The 17,524-nt window shown below is 40.5% G+C and carries 13 protein-coding genes; 10 read left to right on the top strand and 3 right to left on the bottom strand.

Annotated features, from left to right (window positions below):
• Positions 1–14 precede the first annotated feature (14 nt).
• Both lipA and BVU_RS23020 read left to right on the top strand, forming a co-directional pair.
• Positions 15–869, top strand: a complete 855-nt coding sequence (gene lipA, locus BVU_RS10085; RefSeq protein WP_005848926.1) for a lipoyl synthase — start codon at positions 15–17, stop codon at positions 867–869.
• A 57-nt stretch (positions 870–926) separates the two neighbouring features.
• Positions 927–1,916, top strand: coding sequence for a hypothetical protein (locus BVU_RS23020; protein ID WP_008667743.1), 990 nt, complete (start codon positions 927–929; stop codon positions 1,914–1,916).
• A gap of 15 nt (positions 1,917–1,931) precedes the next feature.
• On the opposite strand, the gene BVU_RS10075 is transcribed toward BVU_RS23020, so the two are convergent.
• From BVU_RS10075 to BVU_RS10065, 3 genes are read right to left on the bottom strand one after another with little or no spacing between them, the layout of a single operon-like run.
• Positions 1,932–2,636, bottom strand: coding sequence for an SAM-dependent methyltransferase (locus tag BVU_RS10075; RefSeq protein ID WP_032934791.1), 705 nt, complete (start codon positions 2,634–2,636; stop codon positions 1,932–1,934).
• Between the two features lie 23 nt (positions 2,637–2,659).
• The gene (locus tag BVU_RS10070; RefSeq protein WP_005848930.1) at positions 2,660–3,661 is read right to left on the bottom strand and encodes a hypothetical protein; all 1,002 of its coding nucleotides are present in this window, start codon (positions 3,659–3,661) and stop codon (positions 2,660–2,662) included.
• 7 nt (positions 3,662–3,668) lie between these two features.
• Entirely contained in the window at positions 3,669–4,526 is an 858-nt protein-coding gene (locus tag BVU_RS10065) for an enoyl-ACP reductase FabI (protein WP_005845903.1), read from the bottom strand.
• Positions 4,527–4,902: 376 nt separating this feature from the next.
• Between BVU_RS10065 and BVU_RS10060 the strand changes: the two genes are divergently transcribed.
• The 8 genes from BVU_RS10060 (at position 4,903) to BVU_RS10025 (ending at position 17,523) form a co-directional block, all read left to right on the top strand.
• Complete coding sequence (locus tag BVU_RS10060) at positions 4,903–6,522, top strand: glycoside hydrolase family 28 protein (protein ID WP_005848933.1); 1,620 nt, start codon at positions 4,903–4,905, stop codon at positions 6,520–6,522.
• A gap of 138 nt (positions 6,523–6,660) precedes the next feature.
• Positions 6,661–7,875 (top strand): DUF4861 domain-containing protein, encoded by a 1,215-nt coding sequence (locus tag BVU_RS10055; protein WP_005845901.1) that lies wholly within the window; start codon positions 6,661–6,663, stop codon positions 7,873–7,875.
• 13 nt (positions 7,876–7,888) lie between these two features.
• The gene (locus BVU_RS10050) at positions 7,889–9,553 is read left to right on the top strand and encodes a glycoside hydrolase family 43 protein (protein ID WP_005845900.1); all 1,665 of its coding nucleotides are present in this window, start codon (positions 7,889–7,891) and stop codon (positions 9,551–9,553) included.
• A gap of 100 nt (positions 9,554–9,653) precedes the next feature.
• Complete coding sequence (locus BVU_RS10045; protein ID WP_005845899.1) at positions 9,654–10,238, top strand: RNA polymerase sigma factor; 585 nt, start codon at positions 9,654–9,656, stop codon at positions 10,236–10,238.
• Positions 10,239–10,305: 67 nt separating this feature from the next.
• Positions 10,306–11,457, top strand: a complete 1,152-nt coding sequence (locus BVU_RS10040; RefSeq protein ID WP_005845898.1) for a FecR family protein — start codon at positions 10,306–10,308, stop codon at positions 11,455–11,457.
• Positions 11,458–11,509: 52 nt separating this feature from the next.
• Positions 11,510–14,827, top strand: coding sequence for a SusC/RagA family TonB-linked outer membrane protein (locus tag BVU_RS10035; protein WP_011965400.1), 3,318 nt, complete (start codon positions 11,510–11,512; stop codon positions 14,825–14,827).
• Between the two features lie 20 nt (positions 14,828–14,847).
• Entirely contained in the window at positions 14,848–16,338 is a 1,491-nt protein-coding gene (locus BVU_RS10030) for a RagB/SusD family nutrient uptake outer membrane protein (protein ID WP_005845896.1), read from the top strand.
• Between the two features lie 18 nt (positions 16,339–16,356).
• The gene (locus tag BVU_RS10025; RefSeq protein WP_005845895.1) at positions 16,357–17,523 is read left to right on the top strand and encodes a thioredoxin family protein; all 1,167 of its coding nucleotides are present in this window, start codon (positions 16,357–16,359) and stop codon (positions 17,521–17,523) included.
• Position 17,524 lies beyond the last annotated feature (1 nt).

Here is a 17,524-nt window from a genome sequence, read left to right as displayed (position 1 = left end):
AATCTAATATCATCATGAATCACGTTAAAAAACCAGACTGGCTTAAGATAAACATAGGGGCAAATGCTCGATATACCGAAACCAAACATATTGTAGATTCCCACAAACTACATACCATTTGCAGTAGCGGACGATGTCCCAATATGGGAGAATGCTGGGGAAAAGGTACTGCCACTTTTATGATAGGTGGCGAAATTTGTACCCGTTCCTGCAAATTTTGCAACACACAGACCGGACGGCCTCTTCCGTTAGACCCTGAAGAACCCACCCATGTAGCAGAGTCCATTCAACTCATGAAATTATCTCATGCCGTTATTACCTCTGTAGACCGTGATGATCTAGATGATTTGGGTGCTGCCCATTGGGCTAAAACGATTTCAGAAATCAAGCGCTTGAATCCGGAAACCACAACCGAAGTTTTAATCCCTGATTTTCAAGGAAAGAGCGAACTGATTCAGCTAGTCATTGACGCCAAACCAGACATCATCTCACACAATATGGAAACCGTACGCCGCATCAGTCCCCTGGTACGAAGCGCAGCCAACTATGCAACCAGTTTAAAGGTCATCAAACAAATAGCCAATAATGGTATTACAGCTAAATCCGGTATTATGGTAGGTTTGGGAGAACGCCCGGAAGAAGTAGAAGAAGTCATGGACGATTTATTGGCACAAGGCTGCAAGATACTTACTATTGGCCAATATCTACAACCTACCCACCGCCATTATCCGGTAGCGGAATATATTACTCCCGATCAATTTAAACAGTATAGAACAATTGGATTAAAGAAAGGATTCCGAGAAGTGGAAAGCGCACCTTTGGTACGTTCCTCCTATCATGCAGAAAAACATATAAAATTTAAAGGGTAACGAGTAAACCAACTTTATATCTTTTTTGTTATAAAGATATAAATAGAGATAGAGAGAATGAAATCGTTACTGGAATACAAGAATTTAATCATGTCCACAGGGTTAATACCAGCCATTGTATGCATGATTTTCTGCATTTTCTTTCAAGATGCAGTTGTTTTGTATGTCTGTAGTTTGGCTAGCATTATTTATATCCTATACAGACTTGTCAAACCTCCTGTTTATCAGCCAAATCTAGTATTACTACATGGAACTTTGGCATTAATCATTGCATCCATCATAAAAGGCATAAGCGGAGATATGCTTATTCCGGACCGAACAGTTCCCATTACGCTAGAAATACTGATACTCTGTTTTTCACTACTCTATCTCATGGTCCCCAATTTTTATACAAAACTATTCTCCTACTTTCATTATAAGATATCTATTCTGAACTGTTGGGCCACACAGGTTATAGCTGTTTTATCCGGCATTCACCTGTTTGCTTCCTGCATAATTTATTTATTTTTCAGTCCACTATCTTATAATACCCTTTACGCTATGACCCACATCATCCCTCCTTTGATATATGTCATTTGCATTATTGTCAATCATGCTTTTGTGAAAACAATCAGTTTAACCTATAAAAAAATGCCTTTTTTACGTATCGCCCCTATTTGCAATGGAAAGATCTATGTTGCTCCCCGCAGTTATCAAGGTGAAGAACCCGGCAAGTTGGACATACCTATGGAAGACTACATTTATGCCTGCAAGACAGATACGGATAAATATGCCAAAGAAGTAGAAAATAAATATAGCAACCATATTACCGGACAACCGGAACCACGCTTCAGTTTGAAACATTTGGTAAAAGAAACCAATGGAGTTAAAAAAACCATCATGCTATATATTCTTCCTTTAAACGATGAAGAACAGATACATTTTACCGGAGGAAAATTTGTAACTCCCGAAGAAATAGAAATGAATTCTGCCCAATATAGTTCTTTTCTAAAAGAAGAAATAGATCATCTGAACATAGTGACACAGATGTGGGAGGAATTTAAATGAATATCTGTTATCGCATTACTTATAAATCAAGAAAATACAGGGAATCTTCGATAAATCCGGCAATTTCCCCTGCCACTCCTTTATTGTCTTAGTCTTTATATATTCTCCTTCACACGTAATATTGGCAGCAATACAAAGTTTGGTTTGCGGACGGCAATTCTTAAGAATATCTTCCGCCATCTTATTATTACGATAAGGAGTTTCAATAAAAAGCTGCGTCTGATCTTCTGCATAAACACGCTGCTCCAATACCTTAATACGTTTCGCACGCTCACCAGGCTCAATAGGCAAATAACCATGAAAAGCAAAACTCTGTCCATTAAAACCCGATCCCATAACAGACATAATAATAGAGGAAGGTCCTACCAAAGGCACCACTTTAAGATTCTTACGCTGAGCAATAGCAACCACGTCCGCTCCAGGATCAGCAACAGCCGGACAACCGGCTTCAGAAATAACTCCCATGGACTGTCCGGCCAACAAAGGTTTCAGATAACCGGAAATATCTTCAGGAGAAGTATGTTTGTTCAATGGATAAAAAGTCAATGCATCTATGTCAATCCCGCGATCTACCTTTTTCAAAAAGCGACGTGCCGAGCGTACATCTTCTACAATAAAATGTTTGATGCCGAGAATGACCTCTTTATTATACACAGGCAACACATTTTCCACAGGAGTTTCGCCTAATGTGACAGGCAATAGATACAAAGCAACTTCCATCATACTACTAATCAATCAAAATATCAAGGTTTGAAATCTGTTTCAGCCAACATCTGATGATAATCCGTCTTAGCCAACAAATCCTTTATTGTCATATCAGGATGCTTTTTCATATATTCATCAATCAGCAAAATCCCCATCCATACTCCAATACTTGCAGGAGTTTTCTCACCCATAATAGAAATAAAGGGATCCTTGCGTATATAAGTACGTACAACAAGGGGATCGGTAGCATATAAATGACCATTTTCAACCATTGTCTTCCACAGACTTGTTTTATTCTTCCTGCACCACTCAGCCTCATCCTCACTATATCCCATCTCTTTCTCAAAAGATTCATACCCTAAAATATGAGCCACTATCCAATTTATCTTTCCACGATGCATAATCATATCTAATAAAGTACGACCAGGCTGCCATGGCAAAGGATACTGACTCAGCAAATAAAAGGTAAAACAATCCGGAACAATACGATCAGGCTCCATACTGCGACATTGATAGTCATAATAGAAGCGTTTATATAAAGGATAATCTGCTCCCATATACTTATCAATACTAAAACCCAAAATACTATCCCCAACTACAACAGACTGATTCAGAGCAGCTATTTGAGCATAAAAATGAGGAACGAACAATGTAGGAACCTCTTTTTTCAAACGTTTAAAACCTTTGGTCAGTTTTTCCTCAACCCAACCAAGATCCTTAAATTTCTCTTCGGCATCGTGCATCAAAGTCAATAAAGTAGAATCCGAATAATATTCCAACATCCGGTCGTTAATCTTCATGTCATCCACCTCACCTATCGCCAATACATCTTCTATCAACAGCTTGGTAACCTGAGGATAGTCCGTATTCATTTTTTGCAGTGCCGAGAAACTATTCATCGTGACATACTCATACTGCAAACGATCATAACGGGCAACTCTTACATCCACATCAGCAGTATTGCCACTCTTCCCATCCCACTGACAGGAGGAAAGAGCAACAAGACATACTACTAATATGAATATAATTTTGCGCATCATCTATTTCTTATCCGTAAATGATGTTTCCGTTTTCGTCTTTATATTCATCCAGACCTTTTTCATAAGTTGCCATAGCACGCAAACTCATACCTACACTGGAGAAACCTCCATCATGATATAAATTCTGCATAGTCACTTTACGAGTCAGGTCAGAGAACATTACAATGCAGTAATCTGCACATTCGTCTGCCGAAGCATTGCCTAATGGTGACATACGGTTAGCAAAGTCAAACAGCTTATCCATACCTTTCACACCTGAACCGGCAGTAGTCATGGTCGGTGACTGAGATATGGTATTCACACGCACATGATGTTCACGACCATAAATGTAACCAAAACTGCGTGCGATAGATTCAAGCAATGCTTTTGCATCCGCCATATCATTATATCCATAGAATGTACGTTGTGCAGCAACATAACTCAAAGCCAAAATTGAACCATACTCCGCAATAGCATCCAGCTTTTTAGCAGCTTGAATCATTTTGTGGAACGAAACGGCAGATATATCCAGAGTCTTGCTCAACATATCATAATCGAGGTCATCATAAGTACGTTTCTTACGAACGTTAGGAGACATACCGATAGAATGCAGAACGAAATCTATTTTTCCACCTAATATTTCCATCGAACGTTTGAAAACATTCTCCAAATCTTCTACGCTGGTTGCATCTGCCGGAATTACCTCACAATTCAGTTTCTCAGCTAAAGCAGAAACTTCTCCCATACGGACAGCTACCGGAGTATTGGACAATGTAATGGACGCACCTTCTTCTACAGCCTTTTCAGCAACTTTCCATGCGATAGACTGTTCGTTCAATGCACCAAAAATAATACCTCTTTTTCCTTTCAACAAATTGTAACTCATACCTTCTTTATTGTTAAATTAGTTTGCAAAGATACAAACAAATAAATTAATCATAGCTTTTTTTGCACACAAATGAAGAAATAATGCAATTATAAAACTAATTTTTACCATTTAAGGTTTCAGCTAAATGAGAATTTAACAAAAAATCCACTTATTCTATCAAATAGTGCACATAAAGGACAATTCTTTCAGCTATATTTGCCATTGAATTAAGAGGTTTTTTCATAATATTTATTTAAGGTTAGAATTAGGTTAACATGAAACATTATTGCTGCTCCCGTAAATAGCCCGTGAGGGTCTTTTACGGGAGAGTGATAAGACTTCTTAAAGCAACAATCAACTAGATAATTATTAATCTTAAACATATATAATACCAATGACTACTTTAATAAAGAAGATTCTATTACTTCCTGCCACATGTTTAATTCCTTTTTTGACCGGATGTAATAATTGTCCGTCTACGACTATTGTAGAAGATATTATAGATCCCGCCATCTATACAAGCCTCCCTTTCAAGATGGATAAAGTTGAACAACCTACTTTCCCAGACTATTCGGTAAACATCATAGATTTCGGTGCCAAGCCAGACGGTATTACTTTAAACACAAAGGCTATTAATGATGCAATCCAACAGGTTAATGCCAAAGGAGGTGGCAAAGTCATTATTCCTGAAGGCTTGTGGCTAACCGGTCCCATCGAACTATTGAGCAATGTGAATCTATATACAGAAAAGAATGCGTTAGTATTATTCAGTGCAGACCATTCACTATATCCCATTATAAACACTTCTTTTGAAGGTTTGGAAACCCGTCGTTGCCAGTCTCCTATTTCAGCACGTAATGCTGAAAATATAGCGATTACAGGCCACGGAGTATTTGATGGTAATGGAGACACATGGCGTCCGACCAAGAAAGATAAACTGACTGAAGGCCAATGGAAAAAATTGGTCGCCTCCGGTGGTGTGGTAGATGCCGACGGAAGAATCTGGTATCCTAGTGAAGGTGCATTGAAAGGTGCTATCCTGTCAAAAGACAACTTCAACGTACCTCGTGGAGAACTTACCGATTCTGACTGGGACTACATGCGCGACTGGTTACGTCCTGTATTGCTAAGTTTCATCAAATGTAATAAGGTATTGCTGGAAGGAGCGACATTCAAAAATTCACCCAGTTGGTGCTTACATCCGCTATCATGTGAAAATATTACAATTAATAAAGTTACTGTTTCTAATCCTTGGTACTCACAAAACGGAGATGCTCTTGATTTGGAATCATGTAATAAAGCATTGATTATAAACAACTCATTTGATGCAGGAGATGATGGTATCTGTATAAAGTCAGGAAAGGACGAACAAGGGCGCAAACGCGGTGAACCTTGTCAAAATGTTATCGTTATGAACAACACCGTATTACATGGACATGGAGGTTTTGTTGTAGGTAGTGAGATGTCAGGAGGTGTAAACAACATATATGTAGACAATTGTACTTTCATGGGTACAGATGTTGGCTTACGCTTTAAAAGTAATCGTGGGCGTGGCGGATTGGTAGAGAATATCTACATCAGCAATATCAACATGATTAATATTCCGAACGAAGCATTAATATTCAATTTATACTATGGTGGAAAAGGTCGTGGTGAAGATCCTAATCAGGATGAAAAGAAAGCAGAAACTACCATCCCTCCTGTAACAGAAGAAACTCCGATATTCCGTAATATCTTTATCAAAGATGTAACCTGTAACGGAGCAGGCAGGGCTGTGTTCTTCAATGGCTTGCCTGAGATGAGAATCAAGAATATCAATATGGAGAATATCATCGTATCTAATGCTAAAGAAGGTGTAGTATTAAGCGAAGCCGACGAAGTTAATATGAAAAATATCAAAATAGAGTTATTAAAAAGTGGAAAGAACTTGAAGATGCAAAATGTTTCCAATGTAACGATAGACGGAAAGAATCATGCTGAAATCGGGGCACAAGGAGAAGAACTCAACTTCTAATTCTTACACCCATTAGTGCATTTCTCCACTTAATTTATAAAAATAGTAAAGCACGGATTGCACGGATAAACACGGTTTTCATACTAACACTGTGTAATCCGTATGATCCGTGCTTAAAATAATAAACTATACATCATTATGAAAAAGCGCTCAATTATTGTCCTCACATTATTAGCAGGATGCTTTACCAACTCTTTTGCACAAAAAGGCGAAAAGACACTGACCGTAGAAGTCAGCAATGAATGGACTCAAAATAAGACCGACGAACCGATAGTGATAGATTTAAATAACCTGAAAGCAGGTTTCAACATCAAATCCGCCACTGTATGGGAAGGTAATAAAGAAATTCCGTCCCAACTGGACGATCTGAACGGTGACGCACGTGCTGACGAACTGGCTTTCCTCATCGATATGCCAGCCAAAAGCAACAAAAGTTTCCGTATAATTCTCTCTTCAGAAAAAAGTGAAAAAAACTATCCGGCACGTACTTATGCCCAAATGAAAGCTTACGGACATAACAACAAATTCGCCAATATTACGGGATTTTCAGCGGCAGGAACCGAGAATGTATATAGTTTTGTTTACCATCACGGACCGGCTATAGAGAGTGAATTAGTTGCCTATCGTATCTATTTCAACGAAAAACAGACGGTAGATCCATATAGCAAAGTAAATAAAAGACTGGAAATAAAAGAGACTTGTTTCTACCCTACCAAAGCGCAACGTGCCAACGGCTACGGAGATGATGCGCTACGTGTTTACAATAGTGGTGGTGTAGGTGCATTAAAAGGTTGGAATGGTACTGAGGCGACCCACATAAAACCAGTAGTAAACCGCACGGAACGTGTACTAGCCTCCGGTCCTGTACGTGCCATCGTCGAAGCAGAAGTCATCGGTTGGGAATATCAAGGAAACGATTTGAACATGATCAATCGATATACCATCTATGGCGGTCATCGGGACATGAAGGTAGATGTCCTGTTTGACCGTCCGCTTAAACAGGAAGTCTTTGCAGCAGGTGTACAGATTCTGAAAGAAGGAGGTCACATGAGCGACCATAAAGGACTGACTGGAAGCTGGGGAACCGACTGGCCTGTCACAGACACCATAGGTTATGTGAAGGAAACAACAGGTATGGGAACTTTCATTCCTAAATATATCGGTAAAGAAGTACAAGACGGATCAAACTACTTATATACCTTACAAGCACCGGGGCAACAGCATTTCCACTATTACGTTACTTTCACCTCAAAAAAAGAAAGTTTCGGATTTAAAGATATGAAAGACTGGTTCAATTATCTTCCCCAATGGAGAAAAGAATTGGAACATCCTTGCAAAATTACGATTAAATAAAAAATCTAAAACCATGAAACGACTAATCACTCTCTGTCTGCTAGGAGGCTGTTTTTTATCTGCTCCCGCACAGAATTATGTATCCCAAGCCTGGGTGGCCGACCAAGGCAATGGGACCTACAAAAATCCAGTCCTGTATGCGGATTACTCCGATCCGGACGTTTGCCGTGTAGGAGACGATTATTATTTGACCTCATCCAGTTTCAACTGTCTGCCCGGTTTACAAATATTACACTCCAAAGACCTTGTCAACTGGACTATCATAGGTGCGGCTGTACCCTACGCACTGCCCCCTGTTACCGATGTCCGTCCTGAACATGGCAACCGTGTATGGGCACCCAGTATCCGCCACCATAACGGTGAATTCTATATATTCTGGGGTGACCCGGACCAAGGAGCATTCATGGTGAAAGCCAAAGATCCGAAAGGTCCCTGGAGCGAGCCAGTTTTGGTGAAAGCCGGAAAGGGCATCATCGACACGACTCCATTATGGGATGATGACGGTCGTGTATATCTGGTTCACGCTTATGCAGGAAGCCGGGCCGGACTGAAAAGTGTAATTACAATTTGTGAGCTAAGTGCTGATGCAAGTAAAGCTATCACACAATCCCGTATCATTTTCGATGGTCATGAAGCACATCAGACTTGTGAAGGGCCCAAATTCTATAAACGTAATGGATACTATTACATCTTCCATCCGGCAGGCGGCGTTCCTACAGGATGGCAAGTCGTACTTCGCTCAAAAAACGTATACGGTCCATACGAATGGAAAACAGTATTAGCGCAAGGCAACTCTCCCGTCAACGGACCTCATCAGGGAGGCTGGGTGGACACCCCTACGGGAGAAGACTGGTTCATGCACTTCCAGGACGTAGGTGCTTACGGACGCCTGGTTCACCTGCAACCTATGAAATGGGTTGATGATTGGCCCGTCATAGGTATTGATAAAGACGGAGACGGCTGTGGCGAACCTGTTCTGACTTATAAAAAGCCTAATGTAGGTAAGAACTATCCTATTTGTACTCCGCAGGAAAGTGACGAGTTTGATGGTTATACATTGTCTCCTCAATGGCAATGGCAGGCTAACATCAATGAAAAATGGGCTTATTTCAACGGAGGAGAAGGATTTGTACGTCTATACTCCTACCCGGTTCCCGAAGATTATAAGAGTTTATGGGATGTTTCTAATCTGATGCTACAAAAGACTCCGGCTCCCAATTTCACTGCCACCACCAAGCTTACTTTCAAGCCGACAGAAAAATATAAAGGTGAACGTACGGGACTGGTTGTAATGGGAATGGATTATGCCGGATTAGTTGTTGAAAACACAGACAACGGACTCGTCCTGTCACAAGTGGAATGCCTGAAAGCCGATCGAGGGGGTACTGAAAAAGTAAATGCTTCCGTTCCCTTAAAAGACGGCACAATCTATCTTCGCGCTAAATTTTCCGCAAAAGGAGACAAGATTAAAGCCAGTGAAGGCGGTCACGACCTGTTAGTGAAATGTAACCTCAGTTACAGTACGGACGGCAAGAAATTCCAGCCATTAGGAGAAACTTTCCAAGTAAAAGAAGGTAAATGGATAGGAGCCAAGGTAGGTATCTTCTGTACGCGCCCCGCTATTGTAACCAATGACGGAGGATGGACGGACGCTGACTGGTTCAGAATTGAAAAATAAAGAAGATATTCTATATACATTGTACTTTTTGCATTTTTATTTGATGTAAATCGCACATTTTGCCGGTTAAATTCCTAATTTTGTGCCATAAAAGGCATCTATGGACAATAATGCAAGAAAATACAATAAATATGATGAAGTAGACGAAAGGATATTAGCCCTCTTTACTGAAAACAAAGAAGAAGCCTTTCGTCTGCTTTATGATACTTATTACCTTCCCTTATGCCTTTACTCTGTACAGTTCACAGGCTCTACGGAAACTTCAGAAGATATCGTGCAGAATCTATTTGTCAGTTTCTGGGACAAGAACTCGCATACTGCCATTTCCTCCAACCTACATGCTTGGTTGTTCAATGCCGTCCGTTTTTCCTCACTGACCAAAGTACAACGGGAACGCTATTTCTCCTTAGACGAGCTGGAGGAAGAATCTTATTCTCCCATCGATGACTTTTATGATGAAGAAGAACTGTTGCAAAAAAGAAGCCAGTTGCTGGCCGAATTAAAAAAACTGCCGGAACAGGAATACAATGTTTTAGTCAAGATTGTTCTGGAAGACAAAAAGTACAAAGAAGTAGCCGAAGAACTCCATATTTCCGTAAATACAGTAAAAACTCATTTATCACGCGCATTAAAAATGTTGCGTCGTTTCAATATGATAGAAATCCTAATCTTATTTAATTTATAATTTTCTTCAGATTTTTGTCACCCGTTTTGCGTATTTGTGATACTTAGTGTTAAACAGTACAACAATTATGCAAAAGAGTAAAACAGAAACCTTAATTCAAAAATACCTGTCCCACCAACTCAATGAACAGGAATTTAAAGAATTAAAACAATGGATTGAAGAAGACGCTTCACATAAAGAAATTTTTGTGAAGTTACTTTCACTCCGCCATGTCAATAACCAACTTAACTTATTACAACAGTTTGATAAAGAAGCTTCATGGGAAGCTATTCAAAAACGTTGCAAGCAGCCCCACTCTATCCGCTATCGGGTTGCGATTTATTCATCTGCCGCTGCGATAGCTGTTATCATAGGGATTGCTTCCATTTTATATTTTAATAACCGGAATCTGACGCCTGCCATTACCCAAAGCGAGCAATCATCTCTTCCCCAGAACACCCAAACTCCTAAAGCCACCTGGGTACAAGCAAACCAATCTGTAATTCCCCTCTATGAAAACCAACGGGAAATCAACGGAAGTTATATTAACAATGGAGAAATCATATTCCCTCAAGAAAGTGATTACCCCCATAAAACAGAACTGGATACCGAACTATTACAAAATAAGATCATAGTGCCAAAAGGTTCGGAATATGCAATAGTATTGGCTGATGGTACAAAAGTAAAAATGAATGCGGACTCCCATATCGATTTTCCGGTTCAGTTTGGAGATACCCGTGAAATCACCTTAGAAGGAGAGGCTATGTTTGAGGTAACCCACGATGCAGCCCGTCCTTTCATAATAAAAGCACACGACCATGCTATTTATGTATTAGGAACAACTTTCAATATCTCGGCTTATCCCGATGAAGAATTATCTGTGACTCTGATTGAAGGTAAACTAAAAGTAACTGCTCCTTCAGGTGAATACTACCTGCTGCCAGGTGAACATTACTCTTCTGCACAATCAAAAGTTAGCAAAGTAGATACAGAATTCTATACTTCATGGACAGATGGTGCTATGGAATTTGACGCAATGCCATTCCCTTTGCTGACAGCCCGACTGTCACGATGCTATAATGTAGATATTCAAATAGCATCCAAGGAATTGGAAACCATGAAGTTTACCGGAATCATTTTCCGTAACAAGCCTTTGGATTTTGCATTAGATATTATTCATCGCGTATCCGATGTCAAGTTTGAGAGAAAAGGAGAAACTATATTTGTAAAAAAACAATAATCAAACCCTGTATAACAGGAATATTCTAAATTAAATGAGTTATTTGAGTTTTATGAAAAAAGACGAACTTTGGAATCGTTTAGTAGCTAAACCTCCAAAAATGAGGCTATTAGTAATGTTAATGTGCATATTCTGCACATTCAACGCAATGTTTGCAAACGTACTAGCCGACAAGACTGTCACTATCAAAAGTGAAAACATCAGTGTAAAAGAGGCTCTTAACATGGTTAAAAAGCAAACAGGCATTCATATCATGTACGAAGATGCAACATTGAACAATGTACCTTTGAAACTTACATTAAACAAAGAACCTCTGGAACAAGCACTTTCCGTGATTTGTAGCCAGGCAGGTATGCGCTATGAATTAGTAGAGAACAATTATGTACTCATATTACCGATTGACAGAAATGCCAAGCGCAGAACAATTACCGGAGTGATCAAAGATGATATGGGCGAACCGGTCATCGGAGCCTCTATTGTTATCCAAGGCACCACGTTCGGTACAGTAGCCAATATGGATGGACAATTCATGCTGTCTTATCCTGAAAACACTAAAAACGACGAACTGATGATCAGCTTTATCGGTATGCAGACAGTTAAGGAAAAAATTGGCAACAGACACGTTTTCAATGTAAAAATGGAAAGCGAGGTGACCAATCTGGACGAAGTAGTCGTAGTAGGTTATGGTACTTCTTCTGTAAAGGATTTGACCGGCTCTGTAGCTTCAGTAGGCCTAAAGCAGTTGAGCCAATTGAATACTCCTAATGTAACTTCTATGCTTCAAAACCTGGCAGCAGGTGTACAGGTGTCACAGAATACCGGTGTTCCGGGTGAGACAGTCCGTGTACGTGTGCGTGGTGCTACGTCATTAACCGGTTCTAATGAACCCTTGTATGTTATCGATGGAGTTCCTGTAGAAGATCCCAGCATGCTGGATGCCATTTCTCCGAATGATATCCAATCTATGGACGTATTGAAAGATGCTTCTGCAGCTGCTATCTATGGTTCTCGTGCTGCAAACGGTGTGGTTATCGTTACCACCAAGAAAGGGGTGGAGGGTTCCAAACCTACCGTCAACTTCAACTATAATGTAACCACTGATGTTCAAATTAAGAACTTCCGTATCCTGTATGGTGATGAATGGCGCGAAACGGTACGCCGCTTTGCTAAAGAAACCTTGGTGTATGATCCGTCCAACCAATATGCACTAGAAATTCTTGAGCCTAATTCCACCGCATTAGGCAGTGCCAACACCAATTGGTTTGACGAAGTGAAACAAACAGCTATCCGCCACAATGCCGACTTGACAGTAAGTGGAGGTAGCAAAGTTTCCAAATATCTTATTTCATTATCCATATTCGATCAGCAAGGTATGGTTAAAGGAGGTGACTTAAGCCGATATAATGCACGCGTGTCTACAGAAATGAATGTATTGCCTATCCTCCGTTTTGGTATCAATGCTAATATGAGTTATACAGATCAGGATAATGCAGGAACTTCACTGTTCAGCGCACAAGGTTATCGTCCTGATATGCCTATATATAATGATAACGGGGAATTTGATATGTCCACAGGTCAAGCCAACCCGGTGGCCAACACCTATAAGAAAAACCATGATAATATTTACCGCATCATGGGAACCGTATACGGAGAAGTTGATATTTGGAAAGGATTCCGGTTCCGTTCCAGTTTATCGGGTAATTTACAATTTACTGAAAACAATTCATTCAGTCCAAGTTTTCTAAGTACTAGAAATGAAGCCAGTGGGTCAGAATATCATTATAAATATTCAAAAACCGTATTCGACAATACATTGAATTATAACTATGAGTTCAACAAGAATCATGTTTTGGATGCCGTAGCCGGTATCTCCTTTGAACGTGGTATAAGCCGTAGTACAAGAATGAATGGCCAGACTTATCCGGATAATGATATTTACACCAATTTAGGAAGTGCCGCAAGCATCTCATCTTGGAGTAACGGATATAATGCAAGTGGTCTGTTCTCTTCATTTGCCCGTATCAATTATAAATTAATGGAGCGCTACCTGTTCACTTTTACAGGACGTTATGATGGTTCATCCATGTTTGGTTCGAACAACCGTTATGGTTTCTTCCCTTCAGGAGCCATTGCATGGCGTATCTCTCAGGAAAAATTCATGAAAAACCTGACATTCATTAATGATTTGAAATTACGTGCCAGCGTAGGTACTACCGGTACCCAAAACTTAACCAGCTTCTCTAATCGTGATTTATACGAAGCAACCAGTTATAATAATCTGTCAGCCATTATACATAAACAAGTGGGTAACCGCGACATCCGTTGGGAAAAATCGACCCAATATGATTTAGGTCTTGATTTCGCATTGTTCGATTACCGACTGACCGGTTCTATCTCCGGCTATATCAAAGATACCAAAGACTTGATCTGGTCATTTGATTTCCCGCCCAGTGCAACCGGTGGCTCTATGCAGATGAACCGTAATATCGGAGCATTGACCAACCGCGGTATTGAAATAAACCTGGTAGGCCGTGTATTATCTACTAAAGACTGGAACTTGGACCTGACCTTGAATATGTCACATAACAAGAATAAAGTCACCAAACTGGTTGAAGAAGGTAGAGCACAATCAGCTATGGATGTAGTAGTTCAAGGCAGCTATGCCGACCAAGTATTGGCTGTAGGCTATCCAATGGGAGCTTTCCATGGTTATGAATATGCCGGGATCATACAAGATCAAGCCAGAATAGATGAATTGAATGCCTATGCTAAATCAAAGGGACAAAGTTATTACGATGGTAACTCATTAAAACCGGGACATTTGGAAATTAAGGATTTAAATGGAGATGGAATCATCAACTACAATGACCGTGTTATTATCGGTAATCCTGATCCGGATCTGTTCGGCGGTCTGACTGCCAATTTATCTTATAAACAATTCAGCCTGTTCGCCAACTTCGGATATCAGATCGGTGGTTTGAAGATTTATAACAAAACATTGCAGAATCTACCCGGACAATTAACCGGTTTGATTGACTATGGATTGAATGACAGATGGTCTGACACCAACAAAAATGCCAAATACCCGGCCTTGTATATAGGTGACGGTGTACCTAGACTAACCGATCATGAATTGTTTAATGCCTCCTTCTTCCGTTTGCAGGAAGTGCGTCTGACTTATAATTTACCTTTAAACAAAGTGATAAAAGGACAACTATTTGTCTCGGCTACCAATTTGTTCACGCTCACCTCTTATCCGGGAACAGACCCTGCTACCGTAAACAGTAACAGCAACTATGGCGGTAACTATGAAACCTCCACTTATCCGGGTTTCCGCTCTTTCTCGGCTGGTTTAAAAATTAACTTATAATCATTTAAATGTATAATCGAATGAAAAAATATATATTCTTAGCTTTACTTACAATGGGCGTTTCCTCGTGCCAGTTGGTAGATGTCTTGGACCAAAAGCCCGAATTCGAAGCAGATTTAGACGGTGCCATCACAACACCCGCTGCTGTAGAGTTAGCCTTAAACGGAATCTATTACTCCTTGCCTGGAAATGGATTCAATGTCATATTTCCTACAGTAAGTGGTTCCTTCAAAGCCGGGACCATGTGGCGTCAAGAAATTGTCAGCGCCGGTAATGCCGTTTACTACTCCGAACGAATGTTGCCTACCCTATCATTCAGTGATGCAACGGAATGGGATGCAGATTACGCTGTAATCAAAAACGCCAACTTCCTGGAAACAGCCTGTAACCGCATGAGTGACGGAGAGTTCTCCGGAAACCGTAGAGCCGAAGTGTTAGGTGAAATAGCCTATTTACGCGCTTTGGCCTACTTCAATATCCTGGTTCGTTACTGCGAATTTTGGGATATGAATAGTGAATACGGAGTTGTCATGCGTAATGAAGCTCCATCCGTATCCAATGCTTTAAAGGCGCGTAGCTCCGTAGCCGATTCTTATCAATATATTCTGGATCAACTGGAAATAGCTATTGAAAAAGCTCCTGATTGGAAAAAGCTTTCACAAGCTTCTAAAGAAGCAGCCAAGGCATTAAAGGCAAGAGTATTGCTGTATGCAGGAAAATACACAGAAGCGGTAGCAGCAGTTAATGATGCAATTGATACAAATTCTCCATTGCCGGAAGCAAACTATGGTGACGTTTTTGATAAGTTTTCAACAACCAAAGAGATTCTATTCGCTCGTGTATTCGACCAAAAAGATGCCACCAACACTTCAACCCGTCAGCAATGTTACGGTAACAGCCCCACGAAAAAACAAGGTTACTGGGGGCCCACCAATGAGTATGTGGAACTGGTGGGGGATGATCCTCGCGCCGATGCCATCTTCTCTAAAGTAGACAGCCTGATGGACAGCCGCAGTTCTGCGGTAGCCTACAACCTGAAATCGGTAAAGAAGCTGCTGAATGATGCCAATGACATGCCTGTCATCTTCAGTCGTGTTTCCGAACTCTACCTGATTAAAGCCGAAGCCTTGTATCGTTCAGGAGCCTCTATATCCGAAGCCTACGCACCGATCCGTAAACTACGCGAAAGAGCAGGAGCCGAAATAATTCTTCCAGCCAATAACGAAGAACTGGAAACCGCCATATTCAACGAATGGATGCTGGAATTGTCTTTCGAGAACTGGCATGAATGGTTTGCCATGATCCGTTTTGCAGGATACACAGAGAAACCCGATTTCACCCGTCTGCTTGCTTTGAACAAGACGTTAAGAGAAGCTTTGGAAAAAGAATATGAAAAATCGGAAGCACAAGGAGACAATTATTACCAACGCATCATAGACCGCCGTATCGATGCCATTCCGTCATCAGAAATCAGTTCTAATCTGGAATGTAAACAAAACCCTGGTTATTAACATATTAAATTCAAAGACATGAAAAAATATATCTTACTCATTTTCGCATGTATCTATGCGATTCACTTAAATGCCCAGAATGCAGGAATCAATTTCCTGCACGGCACTACTTGGGCAGAAGCCGTAGCTAAAGCCAAAGCAGAAAACAAATTGATATTCATTGATTTCTATACCCAATGGTGTGGACCTTGCATGAATATGGCACAAACTGTATTCTCATTGCCTACAGTGGGTTACTACTATAACCAAACTTTCATCAACCTCAAAATTGATGCTGAAGAAGGTGAAGGAATTACATTAGCCAAGAAATACGGTGTACGCAGCTACCCTACTTATGCCTTCGTCGATCCTGCTACCGAAGAAATTGTTCATCGCAGCAGCAGCCGTCAGACTCCCGAACAGTTTATTCAGACAGGAAAAGATGCAAACATTCCTACCAAACGCTCTTTTTACCTGCAAGAGCAATATACCAAGGGGAACAGAGAACGTGCATTCCTGATTGATTACATCAATTATCACTATTCAGTCTATGCACGCAATAACGTACAAGCCGCTTTTGATGAATTAATAAAAGGAGGTGCCAAACTGACTGATCCGGATGTATGGGAAGTATATGTAAACACTATCAATGGCATGAACCCGTACCTGAAGCAAGTATCAGACAATTATGCAGATTTCTGCCAGCGTTTCGGCAAAAAAGCTGTTGATGCTAAATTGGCAAAAGAAACTTCATACGGCGAATTGGCGGAAATTGAAGCCTTATGCAACTATGAAGGAAAAGATTTCAATCTGAAAATGATCCGTATCAATAATGATATCCGGGAACAAAAGTATGAAGCGGCAGCTACCCAGATTGATGCGATGATTGCAGACACCACAGTCAATCAGCAAGAGTTAATCAGTAGACTGAAATTTATCGCCCGTTTGGGATACAAAGCAGAGGAACTTCCCGAATTCTGGTTCAACAAATGTGTAGGCTATCTGCAATACATTGCTTATAACCAAACAGACAGAGATGATGCTTTCATCCATCAGGAATATGCAGCCGCCTTGGAAATGGTGCTTCGCAAACTGAACGGCAAAGCCCCCATCCCTGCCTGCCTCAGCACAGAACCCGCATACGGAAAAAAAGTCTATAACATGCGTCCCGATGCATTGAAAATGAAACCTAAAAGAAAAAAATAAG

This window comes from Phocaeicola vulgatus ATCC 8482 (genome assembly GCF_000012825.1).
GTDB lineage: Bacteria > Bacteroidota > Bacteroidia > Bacteroidales > Bacteroidaceae > Phocaeicola > Phocaeicola vulgatus.
The sequence above is the reverse complement of the archived record's forward strand: the minus strand, read 5'-3'. Positions and strand labels throughout refer to the sequence as shown.

Bases quoted from the DNA above. Each gene is read 5' to 3' on its own strand.
- BVU_RS10055 (WP_005845901.1), top strand. From the start codon at position 6,661: ATGAAAAAGCGCTCAATTATTGTCCTCACATTATTAGCAGGATGCTTT.
- BVU_RS10060 (WP_005848933.1), top strand. From the start codon at position 4,903: ATGACTACTTTAATAAAGAAGATTCTATTACTTCCTGCCACATGTTTA.
- BVU_RS10025 (WP_005845895.1), top strand. From the start codon at position 16,357: ATGAAAAAATATATCTTACTCATTTTCGCATGTATCTATGCGATTCAC.
- BVU_RS10075 (WP_032934791.1), bottom strand. From the start codon at position 2,636: ATGGAAGTTGCTTTGTATCTATTGCCTGTCACATTAGGCGAAACTCCT.
- BVU_RS10050 (WP_005845900.1), top strand. From the start codon at position 7,889: ATGAAACGACTAATCACTCTCTGTCTGCTAGGAGGCTGTTTTTTATCT.
- lipA (WP_005848926.1), top strand. From the start codon at position 15: ATGAATCACGTTAAAAAACCAGACTGGCTTAAGATAAACATAGGGGCA.
- BVU_RS10030 (WP_005845896.1), top strand. From the start codon at position 14,848: ATGAAAAAATATATATTCTTAGCTTTACTTACAATGGGCGTTTCCTCG.
- BVU_RS10045 (WP_005845899.1), top strand. From the start codon at position 9,654: ATGGACAATAATGCAAGAAAATACAATAAATATGATGAAGTAGACGAA.
- BVU_RS10070 (WP_005848930.1), bottom strand. From the start codon at position 3,661: ATGATGCGCAAAATTATATTCATATTAGTAGTATGTCTTGTTGCTCTT.
- BVU_RS10065 (WP_005845903.1), bottom strand. From the start codon at position 4,526: ATGAGTTACAATTTGTTGAAAGGAAAAAGAGGTATTATTTTTGGTGCA.
- BVU_RS10040 (WP_005845898.1), top strand. From the start codon at position 10,306: ATGCAAAAGAGTAAAACAGAAACCTTAATTCAAAAATACCTGTCCCAC.
- BVU_RS10035 (WP_011965400.1), top strand. From the start codon at position 11,510: ATGAAAAAAGACGAACTTTGGAATCGTTTAGTAGCTAAACCTCCAAAA.
- BVU_RS23020 (WP_008667743.1), top strand. From the start codon at position 927: ATGAAATCGTTACTGGAATACAAGAATTTAATCATGTCCACAGGGTTA.